We start from the raw sequence: 18,137 nt of genomic DNA on the forward strand, positions 1-18,137 counted from the left end.
ACTGTTTTGACTGAGCAATCAGTAGAAGCGAGAGCTCAGTCTATAAAACGAATAGCCTATAAAGCTAATGATCTAAAATGCTAATGACCTAATATGCTCATAGCCTAAAAGCTAACGGTCTATTAAAGCTAACGGTCTATAAAGCTAATACAGTTCCTTAAGTTTTCGAGTAAGTGTATTGCGCCCCCAGCCTAAAACTTTAGCGGCATCTTGTTTATGACCATTGGTGTGCTCCAATGCGGCTTCTAACAGTATACGTTCAAACTCAGGAAGTGCATAAGAAAGTAGTTCTGTTTCTCCAGAAGCTAATGAATTTTTGGCCCAGGTAGTGAGTTGATGCTGCCAACTCGTATCTGAGTCAGGAGCGGTCATTTTCTTGTCATCGACTAATTCAGTCGGTAGATCGCTGGGTAGAATTTCACTGCCACTTGCCATTACGGTTAACCAACGACAAATATTCTCTAATTGTCTGACGTTTCCCGGCCAAGCGAGCGTATTGAGTACCTCGACTGTCTCTTTGTGCAGCGATTTTATTTCGACACCTAACTCTTCTGCGGCCATGCTAAGAAAGTGCTGTGTTAGCTTTTCGATATCTTGCTTACGCTCTCTTAACGCTGGAATATGGATCCTAATAACATTCAAACGGTGGAATAAATCTTCGCGAAAATCTCCGGCTTTAACGAGTTGCTCTAGGTGTTGGTGGGTGGCGGCAACGATTCTGACGTCTACTTGTACAGGTGATCGCCCACCGACTCGATAGAATTGGCCATCGGATAACACGCGCAACAAGCGAGTTTGGATATCAAGAGGCATGTCACCAATCTCATCCAGAAATAGTGTGCCGCCATTTGCCTGTTCAAAGCGGCCTTGGCGAACGCTATTGGCTCCCGTAAATGCCCCTTTTTCGTGACCAAATAATTCTGATTCAATAAGATCTTTTGGAATAGCGGCCATATTTAATGCAATAAAGGGTTTGTCAGCTCTAGGGCTGTGACGATGCAGTGCGTGAGCCACGAGTTCTTTGCCGGTTCCTGATTCGCCATTGATCAATACGGAGATAGAAGAGCGGGACAGTCGACCTATCGCTCTGAATACTTCTTGCATGGCAGGGGCTTCACCTATGATTTCAGGTGTATTGGTATTCAAGGCTTCTGCGTTTGAGTGAGAACGTTTTTGTTCTTGGCTATGTGCGATGGCGCGTTCGACTAAGGTGAGTGTTTCATCGATATCGAATGGTTTTGGTAGATACTCAAAAGCCCCTTTTTGATAAGCGTTCACCGCCGCATCAAGATCAGAGTGCGCGGTCATAATAATCACGGGCAGATCAGGGCAGCGCTGTGACACTTGGTTGAGTAGGTCAATACCATCCATTCCAGGCATGCGAATATCGGACACTAAGACATCGGGTATTTCGCGTTCTAATGCCATTAATACACTTTCAGCGTCGGCAAATGTTTCGCATTTTATATTGGCGGAAGAGAGGGTTTTCTCAATTACCCAGCGAATCGATCTGTCATCATCAACAACCCATACGTAGCCTTTACTCATCTTTTGTTCCTTGCAGCAAATTTGGTGAACTCAGTGATTTATTAAGTGATATTGGATTTTTGTATCCTGAGTGAAATTAAATCGGTAAATAGATCGTAAATATCGTATGACCGGGCCAGCTTTCGACGTCAATTTTCCCATGATGCTGATCGATCAAATTCTGTGAGATAGATAAACCCAACCCGGTTCCGCCTTCTCTGCCACTGACCATTGGATAGAAAAGTGTGTCCTGTAGCTCACTAGGAATACCTGGGCCGTTGTCGATAATTTCAATCCGTGCCGCAAGCTTGTGCCTTTGTCCGTGAATGTTGGCCTGATGCACCGTTCTGGTGCGGATGGTGATAATGCCTTGCGGCTGGTTCGACAGTATTTGAGCCGCGTTACTCACAATGTTGAGCATCGCTTGCTCAACTTGGTCGGTGTCCATCAAAATATCGGGCAGGCTAGGGTCGTAATCTCGCTCAATACGTACATCCGCATTAATGTCTAACTCTACAAGCTGGCGGACTTTCTCTAAAATTAAATGCAGATTTTCGCTCTTCTTCTGCCCCGGTTTTTGAGGGCCAAGTAAGCGGTCAACAAGCACTCGAAGCCTGTCTGCTTGTTCAATAATGATCTGGGTGTATTCGGTCAACTCAGGCTCAGGTAGCATTTTCTCCAATAATTGGGCTGCGCCTCGTAACCCACCAAGAGGATTTTTGATTTCATGAGCCAGCCCTCGAACCAGTAATTTGGCGGCTTGTTGTTGAGCGTGTTGGTTTAACTCTTGGCTTAAACGTCGCTGTTGATCAATCTTTCTCATTTCAACCAACAGCATTAATGCCTTTTTGTTGGAATGAGGAGCTTGGCAGGAAAGTGGACTCACCGTCACTTCGAGCATGAGTGGTTTACCATCGACCACGAAGGTGACATCGCTATCAGTGACACTTTGGCCGCTCTGTAATGGTTGAGTGAGCAGAGCAAGATCCAGAGAGGCGTGTTGAATTAATTGAGACAGCGGGTGATCGACAATGCGTTTTGAACTTTGAGAAAAAAGTTGCTCCGCGGCTGGGTTGGCGTAGCGAATGATCAGGCCGTCGTCGAGCATTAAGGTAGCCGTGACCATGTTATTAATAATCGAACTGGTTAATTCAGAATTCAAAACAGCATCCTTGTCTATTGATCCACTTGAGGGCGATGCACCAAAGTTGTGCAACACGATCTCAGTATGGCTTATAAAGACAAGAAGAAAAAGTAAATACAGAGGCGATTAAACCGATATTTAGCTTAGTTATCTTGCAATTACACTACTTAGCCGTGGCACGATGTAAATACACCGTGATAGGAGTAGTCAATGCAATAAGCTTGCCGCTTCTAACTGCTTGAATTGAAATAGTATGAGCTCCACGGTCGATATTTTTTAAGACCCAAGTTGACTGGATTTGCGGCGCTCCATAACGTTTGCCGTTAAGCATGAGTTGCAGTTGTTCTCCGATGCCCAGTTTTCGGTTTAGCTGTGCGCTTATTGGAATAATACCTCGGGTACTGCGAACGGTCTCTTCATGCTGAGGTGCGCTGAGAGTGATAGTTAACCGCTCTGGTTTAGCCGGCTGCGGTTTCACATATTTTACTATGTTGTCGTTGGCCTTAACCTTGTGTTCATTTGGTGTTTCACTCGGAATCGCGTTGGTGGCGATGTTCTCTATTTCGGGCGCTGGTGGCTCGGCTTGGTAATCTGGAAGGGTAATTGTCAGGCTTTTAGCATTCAACGCGTTGTCATTAAAGTGGATAACGTTATTCTCATCCTCCCAAGTATAAACCTCTTGAGCATGGCTCGTTATTGGCCTGATGAACAGTATTGACCAAGCAAGTATTAGGCTGATGATGGCGACTATAGACTTCATATTCTCTTTTCCTGACGAAAGTGAATTCATTTCAAGCGTGCCATTATTGAGTTGAAGGCAATAAATGCTTGGCTTTGGCTGTTTAAGAAATAAAACAGAACCCATGCTAATGGGGATATGAGATCAGGAAAATACAAAAAAGGCCCGCCTGCGAGGCGAGCCTGAAATTTTAATCGGCTTAGTTACATGTTACATGAGCGACGGTATACTGACGCTCATTTGTATTTTAAGCTAGGTACTAAGCAACTAAGCAACTAAGCAACTAAGCAACTAAGCCAAGCGCGATACTCGCTAGAGTTATACTGAGTAGTACAGGTCAAACTCAAGTGGGTGTACCGCCATGTTCAGTTTTTCAACATCTTGCGCTTTAAGGTCGATGTAAGAGCTGATGAAGTCATCAGAGAATACGCCGCCAGCCGTCAGGAATTCACGGTCAGCATCTAGTGCTTTCAGCGCGATATCTAGAGATTCCGCTACTGTTGGGATCTCTGCTGCTTCTTCTGCTGGTAAATCGTATAGATCTTTATCCATCGCTTCACCTGGGTGGATCTTGTTCTTAATTCCGTCAAGACCAGCCATTAGCATTGCAGAATATGCAAGGTACGGGTTCGCTGCTGGGTCACCAAAACGTAGCTCAATACGACGTGCTTTCGGGCTTGGCACGACTGGAATACGGATAGATGCAGAACGGTTACGTGCTGAGTAAGCAAGCATTACAGGCGCTTCGAATCCAGGAACAAGACGCTTGTACGAGTTTGTCGCTGGGTTTGCAAATGCGTTGATTGCACGAGCGTGCTTGATGATACCGCCGATGTAGTAAAGTGCCATTTCAGATAGGCCGCCGTACTTGTCACCTGCAAATAAGTTTTGGCCGTCTTTGTTTAAAGACATATGCACGTGCATACCAGAACCGTTATCACCAGCGAGTGGTTTTGGCATGAATGTCGCTGTTTTACCGAAAGCGTGCGCTACGTTATGTACCACATACTTATAGATTTGAGTTTCATCTGCTTTATTCGTCAGCGTGTTGAATCGAGTCGCAATTTCGTTTTGACCCGCAGTCGCTACTTCATGGTGGTGTGCTTCAACAACTAAGCCCATCTCTTCCATTACTAGACACATTGCAGAACGAATATCTTGAGATGAATCAACAGGAGCTACTGGGAAGTAACCACCTTTAACGCCAGGACGGTGACCTTTGTTACCACCTTCGAAATCAGCACCAGTATTCCATGCCGCTTCTACGTCATCAATTTTGAAGAAAGAACCTGACATATCTGTTGAGAATTTCACATCATCAAATAGGAAGAATTCTGGTTCTGGACCAACAAGAACAGTATCAGCGATACCCGTTGCGCGTAGGTATTCTTCAGAACGTTTTGCGATTGAGCGAGGGTCACGATCGTAGCCTTGCATTGTTGCAGGCTCAAGAATGTCACAACGAATGTTGAGTGTTGGATCTGCAGTGAATGGGTCTAAAACCGCACTTGCTGCATCTGGCATCATTACCATGTCAGATTCGTTGATTCCTTTCCAGCCAGCAACTGAAGATCCATCAAACATTTTACCGTCTTCAAAGAAATCAGCATCAATTTGGTGAGAAGGAATTGAGATATGTTGCTCTTTACCTTTTGTGTCGGTAAAGCGTAGGTCAATAAACTTAACTTCGTTTTCTTGGATTAGCGACAGAACATTTTCTACTGACATCGTGGATAACCTCCAGTGTTATTAAATCGATATTGGGTGCGATTCTATTCATTAAGAGTAAATAGTAATCGGCATTGATTAATGACCATTTGCATAGAACTAATCGATGCTGACTATTCTTAATGAGCTTACATAAAGAGTAAGCCAAAACCGTGCCAAAAAAATTATTCCTTTAATTTCATTGATTTGAAGCGTTTGTGATTTTGTTTTTATCTTCTACTGCACCAAGATGATCCTGAGACGCACTGTTTTGGTGCATTTTATTGATGATGCACTAAAATGAATCACAAACGCATACTATTCAGCATCTTCTTGCAGATATTGTCAATCCACTTTTTATAAGAAAGGGCGCTTATATGTGTGTTATTCGTCACTTTTGGAGTGGATAAGAAATAAAAATTTCAATTCAGATCACATATTTTTGGGTTTCTGCAGAATATCTGGTATATTATTGACCGTTTTTTAAATCAGTTGGCGGCACTCCTGCGGCTACTTTTTATGAGTGAATCGAAAATCCATGTCTACTCCACAGATTGATAAGTTAAGAAATATCGCGATTATCGCGCACGTTGACCACGGTAAAACAACTCTGGTTGATAAATTGCTACAGCAATCAGGTACACTTGAATCTCGTGGTGAAGCTGAAGAGCGCGTCATGGATTCGAATGATATCGAAAAAGAACGTGGCATCACGATTCTTGCTAAGAACACAGCAATTAATTGGAACGATTACCGTATCAACATCGTAGATACTCCTGGACACGCGGACTTCGGTGGCGAAGTTGAGCGTATTATGTCTATGGTAGATTCTGTTCTACTGATCGTTGATGCAGTTGATGGCCCAATGCCTCAAACGCGTTTCGTTACACAGAAAGCATTCTCACACGGTCTTAAGCCGATCGTTGTAATCAACAAGATTGACCGCCCTGGCGCTCGTCCTGATTGGGTTATGGATCAAATCTTTGACCTATTCGACAACCTAGGTGCTACTGATGAGCAACTAGACTTCACAACTGTTTACGCATCGGCTCTAAACGGCTGGGCAACAATGGAAGAAGGCGTTGTTGGCGAAGACATGGAACCACTGTTCCAAGCGGTTGTTGATACAGTAGAAGCTCCACAAGTTGACCTTGATGGCGCACTACAAATGCAAGTTTCTCAACTAGATTACAGCTCTTACGTAGGTGTTATCGGTGTTTGTCGTGTAACTCGTGGTTCAGTTAAACCTAACCAACAAGTTACAATCGTTGGCTCTGATGGCAAGAAACGTAACGGTAAAGTAGGTACGGTTCTTGGTTACCTAGGTCTTGAGCGTCACGAAGTTGAACAAGCGAATGCTGGTGACATCATTGCAATCACAGGTCTTGGTGAGCTGAAAATTTCAGACACTATCTGTGACGTAAACGAAGTTGAAGCGATGACTCCGCTTTCTGTTGATGAACCAACAGTAACAATGACGTTCCAAGTAAACACTTCTCCGTTCGCGGGTAAAGAAGGTAAGTTCGTTACTTCACGTAACATCCTTGAGCGTCTTGAAAAAGAACTAGTACACAACGTAGCACTACGTGTTGAAGAAACAGATAGCCCAGACCGTTTCCGCGTTTCTGGTCGTGGTGAACTTCACCTATCTATCCTTATCGAAAACATGCGTCGTGAAGGTTTCGAGCTAGCAGTATCTCGTCCAGAAGTAATCATCAAAGAAGAAGATGGTAAGCTAATGGAACCGTTTGAAACGGTAACTATCGATGTTGTTGAAGAGCACCAAGGTGCAATCATGGAAAGTATTGGTGTTCGTAAAGGCGAACTAACTGATATGGCACCAGATGGCAAAGGCCGTGTTCGCATGGACTTCATGATGCCTTCTCGTGGTCTTATCGGTTTCCAAACTGAATTCCTAACAATGACGTCTGGTTCTGGCCTTATCTACCACTCATTTGATCACTACGGCGATCACAAAGGTGGCGTAATCGGTCAACGTGCGAACGGCGTACTAATCTCGAACGGTATGGGTAAAGCAGTAACTTACTCACTATTCAACCTTCAAGATCGTGGTCGTTTATTTGCAGAGCACGGTGACGAAGTATATGAAGGTCAAATCATCGGTATTCATAACCGTGCAAACGACCTGACTATCAACTGTCTACGTGGTAAGCAACTAACTAACGTACGTGCATCTGGTACTGATGAAGCTCAAACGCTTTCTCCTGCTATCAAGTACACACTTGAGCAAGCTCTAGAATTCATCGATGATGATGAACTAGTAGAAGTAACACCAGAAAGCATTCGTATTCGTAAGCGTCTTCTTACTGAAAACGAACGTAAACGTGCAAGCCGTCCAGCGAAGTAATTCGTTAAACGCGTAAGCAAAAATCTAAGGCCCTGCTAGAAATAGCGGGGCTTTTTTTTAACTAATCAATGTGCGTTACATTGAGGCGAATAGATGAAATACGATATGAAGCCTATTGTTATTACAGGTGGCCCTGGTGCAGGAAAAACGACATTAGCCAATGCATTGGGAGCTTGTGGCTTTAAGGTCTACTCTGAAGGTTCACGCACTCTGATTGAGCAACAGAGCCAATTGGATGATGGAGTATTACCGTGGACGGATTTACCCGCATTCGCTGAGTTGTGTTTAGAGTTGATGGCGGAACAAAAGCGGGCCGCATTAGCCGATGCAAAGATGAGCATTATGGATCGAGCGATCCCTGATATTTGTGCTTATTTGGAGCAGGGAGAGATTGAGGTAAGTGAAGCGTATCGTAGCGAGAGTTTGGGCTACCATCAAAAAGTATTTCTTTGTGCACCGCAGCGTGAGATTTACGTCCAAGATGACGTGCGTCCTCACCCGTTTACGGAAGCGTTAGAGATCCATCAGAAGTTAGTTAAGGTTTATCAGGCTTTTGATTATGAGGTGGTGAATGTACCGTGGGGAAGTGTCGCTGAAAGAGTGGAATTTATTCTGGCTGAATTGCACGTACCATCAGTGGAACAATACGATTGCTAAAGTAAACGCGACAAACATTCTATGCCGCGTCCACTTTGCCTATAAATAATGTTGTTGCTTGCTGTTTTCGTATTTTGCTGTTCAGAGATTTCGCTATTTAGCCGCCTAGTTATTTAGCCGTCTAGTTATTTAGTAGACCCGTTATCTAACAGCCCAGTTATTCAACAGATCCGTTATTTAGCATTCAACTTTTTCAGAAATTTATCGGACTCTGCGATAGCGGTATTCATCTGTTTAATCGCATAACTAATATCTTGCTCCAATGACATAAACTCTCCTTGAAGTGAGCCTATCGCACTCGCGTTTAAGTTATGTTTTAAGTAGAGAGTATTGTCACGCAGTGTATTGAGCACGGGCGTCATTTTTTGCTCTGCACGTTTCATCGCTTTCAGCATCGCCGTGTAAGAGGTTTTGGTCTCACGTAGCTTTTGTTCGCTTGAACGACGTAATTTACTGCTGGTGTATAAATCTAACTCGGTTTGCCATTCATCAAACAGCGCATCAGAAACATCTTCGATAGCGGCTATTTTATTGCGAACATCTTGTGCCGCTTGCTCGCTGTCTTGGTATTTATCATTTATTTTATTATAAATGGCCTCAAGCTCGCCTCCGTCAAATTTGGTCAGTGCTGATAACGCTTCGAGAGCACTGGTAAACTCTTGTTGGGCATCTTGTTGAGACTCTTTGGCATCCTCAACGCGATCGACCATGATGTCTCGTTTATGGTAGCCGACTTGTTCCATTGCTGAGTAATATGCGCTTTGACATCCACTTAACGTAAAAACTGATAGCAGAATGATAAGTACGTAGGGCATCCTATTTCTCCATACATAGGTATAATCAATTATTAATAAGACTATGAACGAGTTATTTGGGAGATACAAGTTGAGAATCGAACAGATTACACAGCAATTGGTGCCATTTGGACGCTATTTGCTCACGCGAATGAGCCATGACCGAGTCAATGTAAATGCGGGCTACCTTGCTTACATTACGCTGCTTTCGATTGTGCCACTGCTGACTGTTTTGTTATCGATACTGTCTTCATTTCCAGTTTTTGAGAATGTAGGCGTGGTATTACAAAAATTCATCATCACTCATTTTGTCCCTGCGGCGGGAGATGCGGTTCATGGCGCATTAACCGAATTTGTCGCCAATACTGGGAAAATGACGGCAGTTGGCGCTGCATTTTTGTTTATTGCGGCATTAATGTTGATTTCGAATATTGATAAGAATCTTAACTACATTTGGCGAGTGACTGCAAAACGCCGCGCTGTCTTTTCATTTTCAATGTACTGGATGGTATTGACGCTTGGTCCTGTACTGATTGGTGCCAGTATTGCGGCAACATCGTATGTGACCTCTCTCAACTTTCTGGAGAGTGAAACGATCTCTGGGGTATATCACACATTACTTCGCTGGCTGCCTTTTATCCTCTCTTTAAGTACTTTTGTTGGCTTATATCTGTTGGTTCCAAATAAGAAGGTACACATTAGCCATGCGGTGATGGGTGCATTAGTGGCGGCACTGCTTTTTGAGATGAGTAAGAAAGGCTTTGCCCTTTATATAACCCAGTTTCCTTCTTACCAATTGATTTATGGCGCATTAGCCGCAATTCCTATCCTGTTTGTGTGGGTGTATTTATGTTGGTTGATTGTATTAATTGGGGCGGAAGTTACAGCAGCATTAGGCGAAAGTGCTCAGTGGAGTTCGAAGCAAGAAGTGCTAAACTCGACCATAATTAGTGATGAAGAAGAAGGAATTACCAGTGATAGCACTGATCCAAAGAGTAAGTGAAGCCGCTGTTAAAGTGGAAGGTGAAGTCGTTGGTGAGATAGAGCAAGGCTTATTGGTGTTGCTCGGCGTAGAAAGAGATGACGATGAGGCAAAAGCGAAACGCTTGATGGAGCGTGTGACGACTTATCGCGTGTTTGGTGACGATGACGACAAGATGAATTTGAATGTAAAACAAGTCAATGGAAGTGTACTTGTGGTCTCTCAATTTACTTTGCCTGCGGATACAAAGAAAGGCACCCGAGCCGGATTTTCTCGTGGCGCTCACCCTGCCGACGCTGAGCGTTTGTATGATTTCTTTGCTGATCAATGTGAGCAAGTATTGCCAACTGAACGTGGTCGCTTTGCTGCTGATATGAAAGTATCATTAGTTAACGATGGTCCCGTGACGTTTTGGTTGCAGGTATAGCGGTAAATAGGATTTTTCTAAAAAAGGATTTTCATGTTTAAACTTATTACTCCAAAGACGGAGAATCAGCTAAACAAGTACTACCATTTTCGCTGGCAGATGCTACGTGAGCCATGGCGGATGCCGATTGGTTCAGAGCGAGATGAGTATGACCCAATGAGTCACCATCGGATGATTGTTGATGGCCGTGGTCGACCTATCGCGGTTGGGCGACTTTACATTACCCCCGATAACGAAGGGCAAATTCGTTTTATGGCGGTGAAAAACTCGGCTCGAAATAAAGGGATGGGATCTCTGCTCCTTGTGACCCTTGAGTCTCTTGCACGTCAAGAAGGGGCTAAACGTCTGGTTTGTAGTGCGCGTGAAGATGCGATTTCATTTTACGAGAAGAATGGTTTTGAAAGCCAAGGCAACTTGAATGACCAACGCGGGCCTGTACGTCATCAACAGATGATTAAACCTCTCGATCCAATGGCAGATGTGCTTCGTCGGCCAGAATGGTGTAGTGAACTGCAAGAACGCTGGGAGAATCATATTCCGATCAGTGACAAGATGGGAATCAAGATCAACCAGTACACGGGATACCAATTCGAGTGTAGTGCGCAGCTCAATCCAAACTTAAACCCACACAACACCATGTTTGCGGGTTCTGCCTTTACCCTCGCGACTTTAACGGGGTGGGGGATGGCTTGGTTATTGATGAAAGAGCGTAACTTGAAAGGGGATATTGTGTTGGCTGATAGCAATATTCGTTACCGCCACCCCGTTGAGGAGAGCCCCGTTGCGATGACTTCTTTAGATGGGATCAGTGGTGATTTGGATCGGCTGGCTTCAGGGCGTAAAGCTCGGATTGTTATCAATGTCACTATCTATAGTGGAGACGTCGCGGCGGTGCAGTTTATTGGAACTTACATGCTGCTACCCAACTATAAAGCGGTGCTAAATAGTAGCATGTAAGCGCAATGATAATAATTGCGCCCTTGTCACGATAGTGGCCAGTTCATTAGCGATGGCCGTATGGATCAATCTTGAATGAGCGGGGTAATATACCAATCGTAGTAAATAACTGGTCATCCTAGCTTGTTAAAATATTCGATAACGGCGTTAGAAATTTTGATTGTAGAATAACTACTTATCGAAAATTTCTGCCTTGTTCTCAAGCATTTTTCCTACGCTTTTTATGACCATCTACTTACTGTGATTGGTATTATCCGTTAAGCATTGATCTTCGGCTTGGCTAATATCAGAAGTCAGCGCTCCAGTGTGTTTCTGACAAGCTTGTTGATACTCTAGCATAACCTTCTCTTTCTTTGGTAACGCTAGATCGTATTGCCCTTCAATTTTCCCATCAATATCACTTCCAATGATGGTGATTTTATTGACATTAATTCGCCCTCGATCCATTTGAATCTGAATATCTGAGATCTCTACAGGGACGGATACCTCTTCCTCATTTTGAGTCATAAACTCCGCTGATGGCGTTATGGTTTCATTCTCTTTTAGTACCTCTTTTAGCTCCTCTTGAGTTTGAGGCTGAAGCTGAGAGGCTTGTGTCGGCAGCGGTTTCGGTGCTATGTGCTGTTGAGGTGGGTTCGTAATCGCAGCATTTCGAATCGAGCCTTGCAGCTGCCCCGTTAAAGAGTGAGCGAACATGAGTTTATCTCCTGCGAGCCCTGACGCGGTGAGTTCGAATTCAGCTAAACCATGCAGTTCAAAAGGTAACTTCAAAGGCTTAACTAGAGGTTGAATGTCTAGCCCATCGACACCAATCTCGAGTTGCCATGGTTGACTCGGCTTAGAAAATGTCATGGTGGCGCTGGCTTCGATGTAACCTTGTTGTAAAGGGAAGAATAGGCGATTGAGCCGCCAGTCACCATGCTGACTCTCCATTTCAAAGAGCCCCTGTGAGGCCACAATATTTTGATAGCTGGCACTGTTGGCACTCATGGTTAATGAACCATTCCAGATACCTTGGCGACCTTTCCTGATGAGTTCTAACGACTTTCCTTCCGCACTCATGCCTGAGAGTTGCCAAAATGGTTCAGTCGCAAGTTGAATAAATTGGCTACGTTCAATGTTGAGTTGCTCAATAGAGAGTGATTGATAATCGTGAAAAAGCTTGCCTAACCAGTGAGTTGAGTTCTCTTGCTCTGCTATCCATTTGACACCGTTGATCGAGAGATTTTGTAGCTTGGCAGAGTTGGGTGAGAACTGCCCATTAAAAGCAACAAACCCTTGAAGTAAGGAGGCATTGAAATTCGATATCTTAATGGAATTAGGAAAGAAATTCGCTTGAAAACTCGGCTCGATCCACTGCTCTCCTTGATAAATAACACTTTCCGCATTGAGTGATAAATATCCAGAGTCTTGCTGCCAAATGTTCGTTGGAAAAGTGAGATCTTCAATCGAGGCGTCAACATTAATAAGGTGGATGTCATTGAAAGCTAAATCGCTGTTTAGGATGTCGACACTATTAAGATCCCAATTCACTGGAGCAATGTTTTCCCAAGGCTTGGCAAGAATACGTTCTACCTGTTTCTGGTTTAGGTTGAGCTTATTGAGAGTGACATTGATGAGTGACCAACGATCATTTATCTGTTCTGCTTGTCCTGATATTTGAGCATCACGCCACTCAAAAGAGAGACCATAAATAGTGCTGCGCTCTTGCTTGTAGTTGCTGCTGATCAGCAGTTGATTGAACGCCTCACCTTGCCAGTAAACCTGGTCAGCACTGAGCTGAACTTTACCAAATGGCATGATCTGGTTGGCGTGCGACCAAAGTGGTTTTTCTATTTGTATATTCATTCCACGGGCACTGAAATGACCGTCTGAATAATCCAAATTATTGATGGCTAATTGAGAGACTAGGACGTTCTCTGGTGGATGGGTCGCGTTGATGCCTTGCTGTAGGCTTAACCCGTCAATCAAGACGCTATCAATGGCAAGCTTGCCCTCTTTTATCAGGCGAGAGTTCAGCCAGATATCCACTTGATCAATATAGCTTAGGTCTGTTTTTTCAAAACTTACGTCATGCAGAGTGAAGTGAGTCGGGAACTCGTACGTCACTTTTTTAATATGGGTTGGTATCAGGATCGAAGACGATGGATATTGGATGCTAGAGTGTTGACTGGCAAGCCGTTGAGAATAAGAAGAGAGCAGTGAATTAACCAGCGGGGTCGCGTACTGAGTGTGTAATACGCCTATTAATACACATAACGTGGCCGTTAGCAGCAGAAGCAGAACAATGACTGCTTTAATGGCTCTATTCATTCCCTGATTGCCTTTTTTCAATATTCAGATTGATACAGTGGCCCAAATTCGATCTTTCATCAACAAAAAAAGCCCCTCAAAAGAGGGGCTTGCTCGTGATTTCTTGGTTTTAGTCTAGTTGAGGGCCTGCTGCAACGAGTGCTTTACCTTCGTCATTATCAGTGTATTGAGCGAAGTTTTTGATAAAGCGTTGTGCTAGATCTTCCGCTTTGCTACTCCACTGTAGTGGATCGACGTACGTATCTCGTGGGTCCAAGATTTCGGCATCAACACCATGTAGAGATGTTGGTACTTCTAAATTGAACATTGGGATAATCTTCGTTTTAGCATCATCGATAGAGCCATCTAAGATAGCGTCAATAATACCGCGAGTATCTTGGATGGAGATACGTTTACCCGTGCCATTCCAACCAGTATTGACAAGGTAAGCTTCCGCGCCAGCCGCTTCCATACGTTTCACCAGTACTTCAGCATACTGAGTTGGGTGAAGTGTTAGGAATGCAGCACCAAATGCAGCAGAGAACGTTGGTGTTGGCTCTGTGATGCCACGCTCTGTACCTGCCAGTTTAGCGGTAAAGCCTGATAGGAAGTGGTACTTCGTTTGTTCTGGCGTCAATTTAGAAACAGGAGGTAGTACACCAAATGCATCCGCGGTTAAGAAAATAACTTTCTGAGCATGGCCTGCTTTTGAAACTGGCTTAACGATATTATCGATGTGGTGAATTGGGTAAGACACACGAGTGTTTTCTGTTTTAGACCCATCATCAAAATCGATAGAGCCATCGCCACGAACCGTCACATTTTCTAGTAGTGCATCACGGCGGATCGCGTTGTAAATGTCAGGTTCCGCTTCTTTTGAAAGACGAATGGTTTTCGCGTAGCAACCACCTTCAAAGTTAAAGATACCTTCATCATCCCAACCGTGCTCATCATCACCAATGAGCTGACGTTTAGGATCGGTAGATAGAGTCGTTTTACCTGTACCAGAAAGACCAAAGAAGATCGCAACGTCGTCTTTTTCACCAACGTTTGCAGAACAGTGCATAGAAGCGATGCCTTTTAGAGGAAGTAGGTAGTTCATCATTGCGAACATACCTTTTTTCATTTCACCACCGTACCAAGTACCGCCGATGATTTGAACGCGCTCTGTTAGGTTGAAAGCCACGAAGTTTTCAGAGTTAAGACCATGCTCTTTCCACTTAGGATTAGTGGTTTTTGCACCATTCATAACAACGAAATCAGGTTCGAATGAAGCAAGTTCTTCTTCTGAAGGGCGAATGAACATATTTTTAACGAAGTGAGCTTGCCATGCGACTTCAGTAATGAAGCGAACGGCTAGGCGTGTATCTTGGTTCGCGCCACAGTAACCATCGAGTACGAATAGACGTTTACCTGAAAGCTGCTCAGTGACTAACGCTTTTAGATCGTCCCATACTTCAGGGGTGATGGCTTTGTTGTCATTTTTACCTTGATCAGACCACCACATCGTGTCGCGTGTTGTCTCATCTTTAACGATAAATTTATCTTTTGGTGAGCGTCCAGTAAAGATACCAGTATCAACTGCAACCGCACCTAGTTCCGTTACTACGCCTTTTTCGTAGCCTTCTAAACCTTCGCGCGTTTCTTCAGCAAACAATTGGTCATAACTAGGGTTATGTACAACCTCAGATACGCCAGATAATCCATGTTTTGTCAGATCGATTTGTGCAGCCTTTGTATGTTCCATAACGGTCATAGGTGCTCCTTGTAGGATATTTTGTAGGGATTTTGTAATAATTTTTGTTTTGTAATCTGCTCACCATGCTAACAACGAGATAGGGAGAAAACAGGGATATAGTTCAAAAAATACCCATGTCATATTCGTGGATTTAAGTGTCTCGTCACATATTGGCGCCTATTATTTTATCCTGTCCGCAATCCTTTGCGCTAGAGCTAAATGATTATTAATTTCAAAAAAATAAGTGAGGAATTTGGCCGTTTAAGCCTTGCTATGACTGGGTTTGGATCACAAAAAAGGCCAGCGAAATGCTGGCCTTAGTACGGGTTTTATGTGCTTCTTAATTTATGCAAATTAATGAACAGTGTTGCTATCACTGGCAGCATCGCTGTACATGGTATCTACGTTGCTCTTGTCGAACGTGTAATTCGTGCCGCAGTAATCACAATGTAAAGAAATAGATCCTTCCGATGCAAGAATGTCGTAAACCTCTTCTTTTGCAATCGTCATGATGGCAGATGCACTACGTTCACGTGAACAGCCGCAATGAAATTCCACATCTTGAGGTGTAAATACTTGTACTTTTTCTTGATTATATAAGCGATAAAGCAGCTCATTTGCTTCAAGAGTGAACAGTTCTTCATTTTTAACAGTATTGGTTAGCTGCTCTAGGTGCTCAAAGTCGTTAGGAGAACCTGTTCCATCCGGCATTACCTGCAACAGCATACCCGCTGCATGAGCTTTACCTTGGTGTTCACCTAAGCGAATCCATAAGCGGGTTTTAAGTTGCTCTGAACGCTCAAAGTAACCCTCTAGCACTTGTGCAAGGTTGTCACCCTCTAAGCCAACAACACCTTGATAGCGTTCGCCCTTCTTCGGCGTAATGGTGATCACTAGGTGGCCTTTACCAATAAGGTCATGCAAACCAGCATCATCAGCAATATCACCTTCAAAGCGTGCGACACCACGAACTTTCTGATCGTGGTCGCCATTGATTACCGCAAGAGATACGGGACCATCGCCTTGAAGTTGTAGTGTGATTGAACCTTCAAATTTTAACGTTGCCGTTAATAGAGTAGTGGCTACTAGCAATTCACCCAGTAAATTTTGAACGGGTGCAGGGTATTCTTTGCTAGATATAATTTGTTGGTAAGTTTCGTCTAATTGCACTAATTCGCCACGAACCGATAGGTTGTCAAATAGGTAGCGGTTTAAAACGTTTTGTGCCGTTGGTTTCGTTGTCATAAGGGCGATCCAGCTTATTGTTGCTTAAATTTAATGATGTTGCGGCGCTGCTTTTTATCAGGGCGGCGTTCAGGGCTTGGGCTAACGGCATGTAACTTGCGATCTTGTGCATGTTGCTCACGCTTGGCCACGCTTTCTTGTGTTTCTGTATAAAGGGTTTGAGCTTCTGGTGCTCCTCGTCGCTGATCAGAGACTTTCTCGATAGTGACGGTTTTTTCTTCATTTCCTTGACGCAAAGTGATAACTGCCCCAAGTTCAACAATTTTACTTGGTTTACTTCGTTGACCATTATAGTGGACTTTGCCACCATCAACCATGTTACGAGCAACGGAACGAGTCTTGTAAAAACGTGCCGCCCATAACCATTTGTCTAGCCTTACTGCTGATGTTGGGGAACTCATAACGCGAATGTACCTCTAAGTGAGATGGTGAATCGTCATATACTGCTGCTAACAATGGTGATTGCGATCAAATTTTTCAAGGTTACTTGCAAATTCAGTCTTCGCTCTCAGCCTAATTTGTTGACTGTGTTATAGTTCGTCCCTATTTTACCCGCGATAAAATTGGCGGTTAATATGCGTATGGTAGAAAGCCAAGAATGAAGAAGGAATCGAATTTTTGAAACGATTAGAGCTCGGAAGCGGAATCAATAGTAGCCCGCTATATATGCGGTTATTGAATAACGGGCCAGCACTCCAGCAACAGATCAGTTTTGTACTAACACTAGTCTTAATCGCAGCGTCTGCTTGGATACTAGGGCAAATCATATGGTTCGTTCAGCCTCAAAGCGGAGCTCTAGTCCCATGGAAAGCGCAAGTCTCTCAAAACCGTGGTAATCATCAATCGCAGCAGATGGATCTATCTGACTTACAAAGTATCAACCTGTTTGGCGCTTATGATGAAAAAAGACCTCAAGTGATCGCTAAACCTGTTGTGCAAGATGCGCCGAAAACACGTCTTAATCTTGTGCTCGTGGGTGCGGTGGCAAGTTCAAACCCTAATACCAGTTTAGCGGTTATAGCCAATCGCGGTAAGCAAGCGACATACGGTATCAATGAAGAAATTGAAGGCACTCGCGCTAAGTTGAAAGCGGTATTGATTGATCGAGTCATTATTGATAACTCTGGACGAGATGAGACGTTAATGCTCGAAGGTTTAGAGTATAAGAAGCTTTCCGTTTCGGAACCGAGTAATAAAAAAACCGTTTCTAATGTCCGTGGTAACAACCCATCAAGCGCTCGTGATAAGTTAGCCAAGATAAAACAAACGATTACTCGTGATCCACAACAGATATTCCAATACGTTCGTCTATCCCAAGTTAAGCAGGGTGGTAAAGTACGAGGCTATCGCGTTAGCCCGGGTAAAGAGCCAGAGTTATTTCAGTCGGTTGGTTTACAAAGCGGCGATATAGCCACGCAACTGAATGGGTTAGACCTCACCGATCCAAAGGCGATGGGGCAAATATTTAGGTCGATTTCTGATTTGACAGAGCTGAGTCTCACTGTCGAGAGAGATGGACAGCAACACGACATCTATATTGAATTTTAGCGACACCATCAT

At 43.9% G+C, this 18,137-nt stretch carries 15 protein-coding genes; 6 read left to right on the forward strand and 9 right to left on the reverse strand.

Annotated elements, in window-relative coordinates:
• Positions 1-144: 144 nt before the first annotated feature.
• From glnG to glnA, 4 genes are all read right to left on the reverse strand, one after another.
• The gene (gene glnG / locus L4C39_RS09585; RefSeq protein ID WP_429745572.1) at positions 145-1,548 is read right to left on the reverse strand and encodes a nitrogen regulation protein NR(I); all 1,404 of its coding nucleotides are present in this window, start codon (positions 1,546-1,548) and stop codon (positions 145-147) included.
• Positions 1,549-1,624: 76 nt separating this feature from the next.
• A complete protein-coding gene (glnL, locus tag L4C39_RS09590) occupies positions 1,625-2,689 on the reverse strand; it encodes a nitrogen regulation protein NR(II) (RefSeq protein WP_113796166.1) in 1,065 nt (354 codons plus the stop codon).
• A gap of 145 nt (positions 2,690-2,834) precedes the next feature.
• The gene (locus L4C39_RS09595; protein ID WP_429745870.1) at positions 2,835-3,431 is read right to left on the reverse strand and encodes a DUF4124 domain-containing protein; all 597 of its coding nucleotides are present in this window, start codon (positions 3,429-3,431) and stop codon (positions 2,835-2,837) included.
• A 297-nt stretch (positions 3,432-3,728) separates the two neighbouring features.
• Positions 3,729-5,138 (reverse strand): glutamate--ammonia ligase, encoded by a 1,410-nt coding sequence (glnA, locus tag L4C39_RS09600; RefSeq protein WP_017053836.1) that lies wholly within the window; start codon positions 5,136-5,138, stop codon positions 3,729-3,731.
• Between the two features lie 517 nt (positions 5,139-5,655).
• On the opposite strand from glnA, the gene typA reads away from it, so the two are divergent.
• Both typA and L4C39_RS09610 read left to right on the forward strand, forming a co-directional pair.
• A complete protein-coding gene (typA, locus tag L4C39_RS09605) occupies positions 5,656-7,485 on the forward strand; it encodes a translational GTPase TypA (protein WP_113796172.1) in 1,830 nt (609 codons plus the stop codon).
• A 105-nt stretch (positions 7,486-7,590) separates the two neighbouring features.
• A complete protein-coding gene (locus L4C39_RS09610; protein ID WP_261889457.1) occupies positions 7,591-8,142 on the forward strand; it encodes an AAA family ATPase in 552 nt (183 codons plus the stop codon).
• Between the two features lie 173 nt (positions 8,143-8,315).
• On the opposite strand, the gene L4C39_RS09615 is transcribed toward L4C39_RS09610, so the two are convergent.
• Positions 8,316-8,957, reverse strand: a complete 642-nt coding sequence (locus L4C39_RS09615) for a DUF2959 domain-containing protein (RefSeq protein WP_017053833.1) — start codon at positions 8,955-8,957, stop codon at positions 8,316-8,318.
• A gap of 43 nt (positions 8,958-9,000) precedes the next feature.
• Here L4C39_RS09615 and L4C39_RS09620 point away from each other — a divergent pair, with 43 nt between their 5' ends.
• From L4C39_RS09620 to L4C39_RS09630, 3 genes are read left to right on the forward strand one after another with little or no spacing between them, the layout of a single operon-like run.
• Positions 9,001-9,939 (forward strand): virulence factor BrkB family protein, encoded by a 939-nt coding sequence (locus L4C39_RS09620; protein WP_017053832.1) that lies wholly within the window; start codon positions 9,001-9,003, stop codon positions 9,937-9,939.
• Positions 9,911-10,345, forward strand: coding sequence for a D-aminoacyl-tRNA deacylase (gene dtd / locus L4C39_RS09625; RefSeq protein WP_017053831.1), 435 nt, complete (start codon positions 9,911-9,913; stop codon positions 10,343-10,345). Before L4C39_RS09620 ends, dtd begins: the two co-directional genes overlap by 29 nt.
• A 33-nt stretch (positions 10,346-10,378) precedes the next feature.
• The gene (locus L4C39_RS09630; RefSeq protein WP_017053830.1) at positions 10,379-11,302 is read left to right on the forward strand and encodes a bifunctional GNAT family N-acetyltransferase/hotdog fold thioesterase; all 924 of its coding nucleotides are present in this window, start codon (positions 10,379-10,381) and stop codon (positions 11,300-11,302) included.
• 231 nt (positions 11,303-11,533) lie between these two features.
• Here the strand turns inward: L4C39_RS09630 and L4C39_RS09635 are convergent, their stop codons facing one another.
• The 4 genes from L4C39_RS09635 to hslR all read right to left on the reverse strand — a co-directional run bounded on the left by L4C39_RS09635 (position 11,534) and on the right by hslR (position 16,978).
• The gene (locus tag L4C39_RS09635; RefSeq protein WP_429745576.1) at positions 11,534-13,615 is read right to left on the reverse strand and encodes an AsmA family protein; all 2,082 of its coding nucleotides are present in this window, start codon (positions 13,613-13,615) and stop codon (positions 11,534-11,536) included.
• A 109-nt stretch (positions 13,616-13,724) separates the two neighbouring features.
• The gene (gene pckA, locus L4C39_RS09640) at positions 13,725-15,350 is read right to left on the reverse strand and encodes a phosphoenolpyruvate carboxykinase (ATP) (RefSeq protein ID WP_017052072.1); all 1,626 of its coding nucleotides are present in this window, start codon (positions 15,348-15,350) and stop codon (positions 13,725-13,727) included.
• Between the two features lie 336 nt (positions 15,351-15,686).
• On the reverse strand, positions 15,687-16,577 hold the full coding sequence (hslO, locus tag L4C39_RS09645; protein WP_113796180.1) for an Hsp33 family molecular chaperone HslO: 891 nt from the start codon (positions 16,575-16,577) through the stop codon (positions 15,687-15,689).
• A 14-nt stretch (positions 16,578-16,591) separates the two neighbouring features.
• Complete coding sequence (gene hslR, locus L4C39_RS09650) at positions 16,592-16,978, reverse strand: ribosome-associated heat shock protein Hsp15 (RefSeq protein ID WP_113796182.1); 387 nt, start codon at positions 16,976-16,978, stop codon at positions 16,592-16,594.
• 217 nt (positions 16,979-17,195) lie between these two features.
• On the opposite strand from hslR, the gene gspC reads away from it, so the two are divergent.
• Positions 17,196-18,125 carry a type II secretion system protein GspC gene (gene gspC, locus L4C39_RS09655; protein ID WP_040887159.1) on the forward strand — a complete coding sequence of 310 codons (930 nt, stop codon included), beginning with the start codon at positions 17,196-17,198 and terminating at the stop codon, positions 18,123-18,125.
• Positions 18,126-18,137: the final 12 nt, after the last annotated feature.

Origin of the sequence: Vibrio clamense (assembly GCF_050337905.1) — a bacterium.
Classification (GTDB): domain Bacteria; phylum Pseudomonadota; class Gammaproteobacteria; order Enterobacterales; family Vibrionaceae; genus Vibrio; species Vibrio cortegadensis.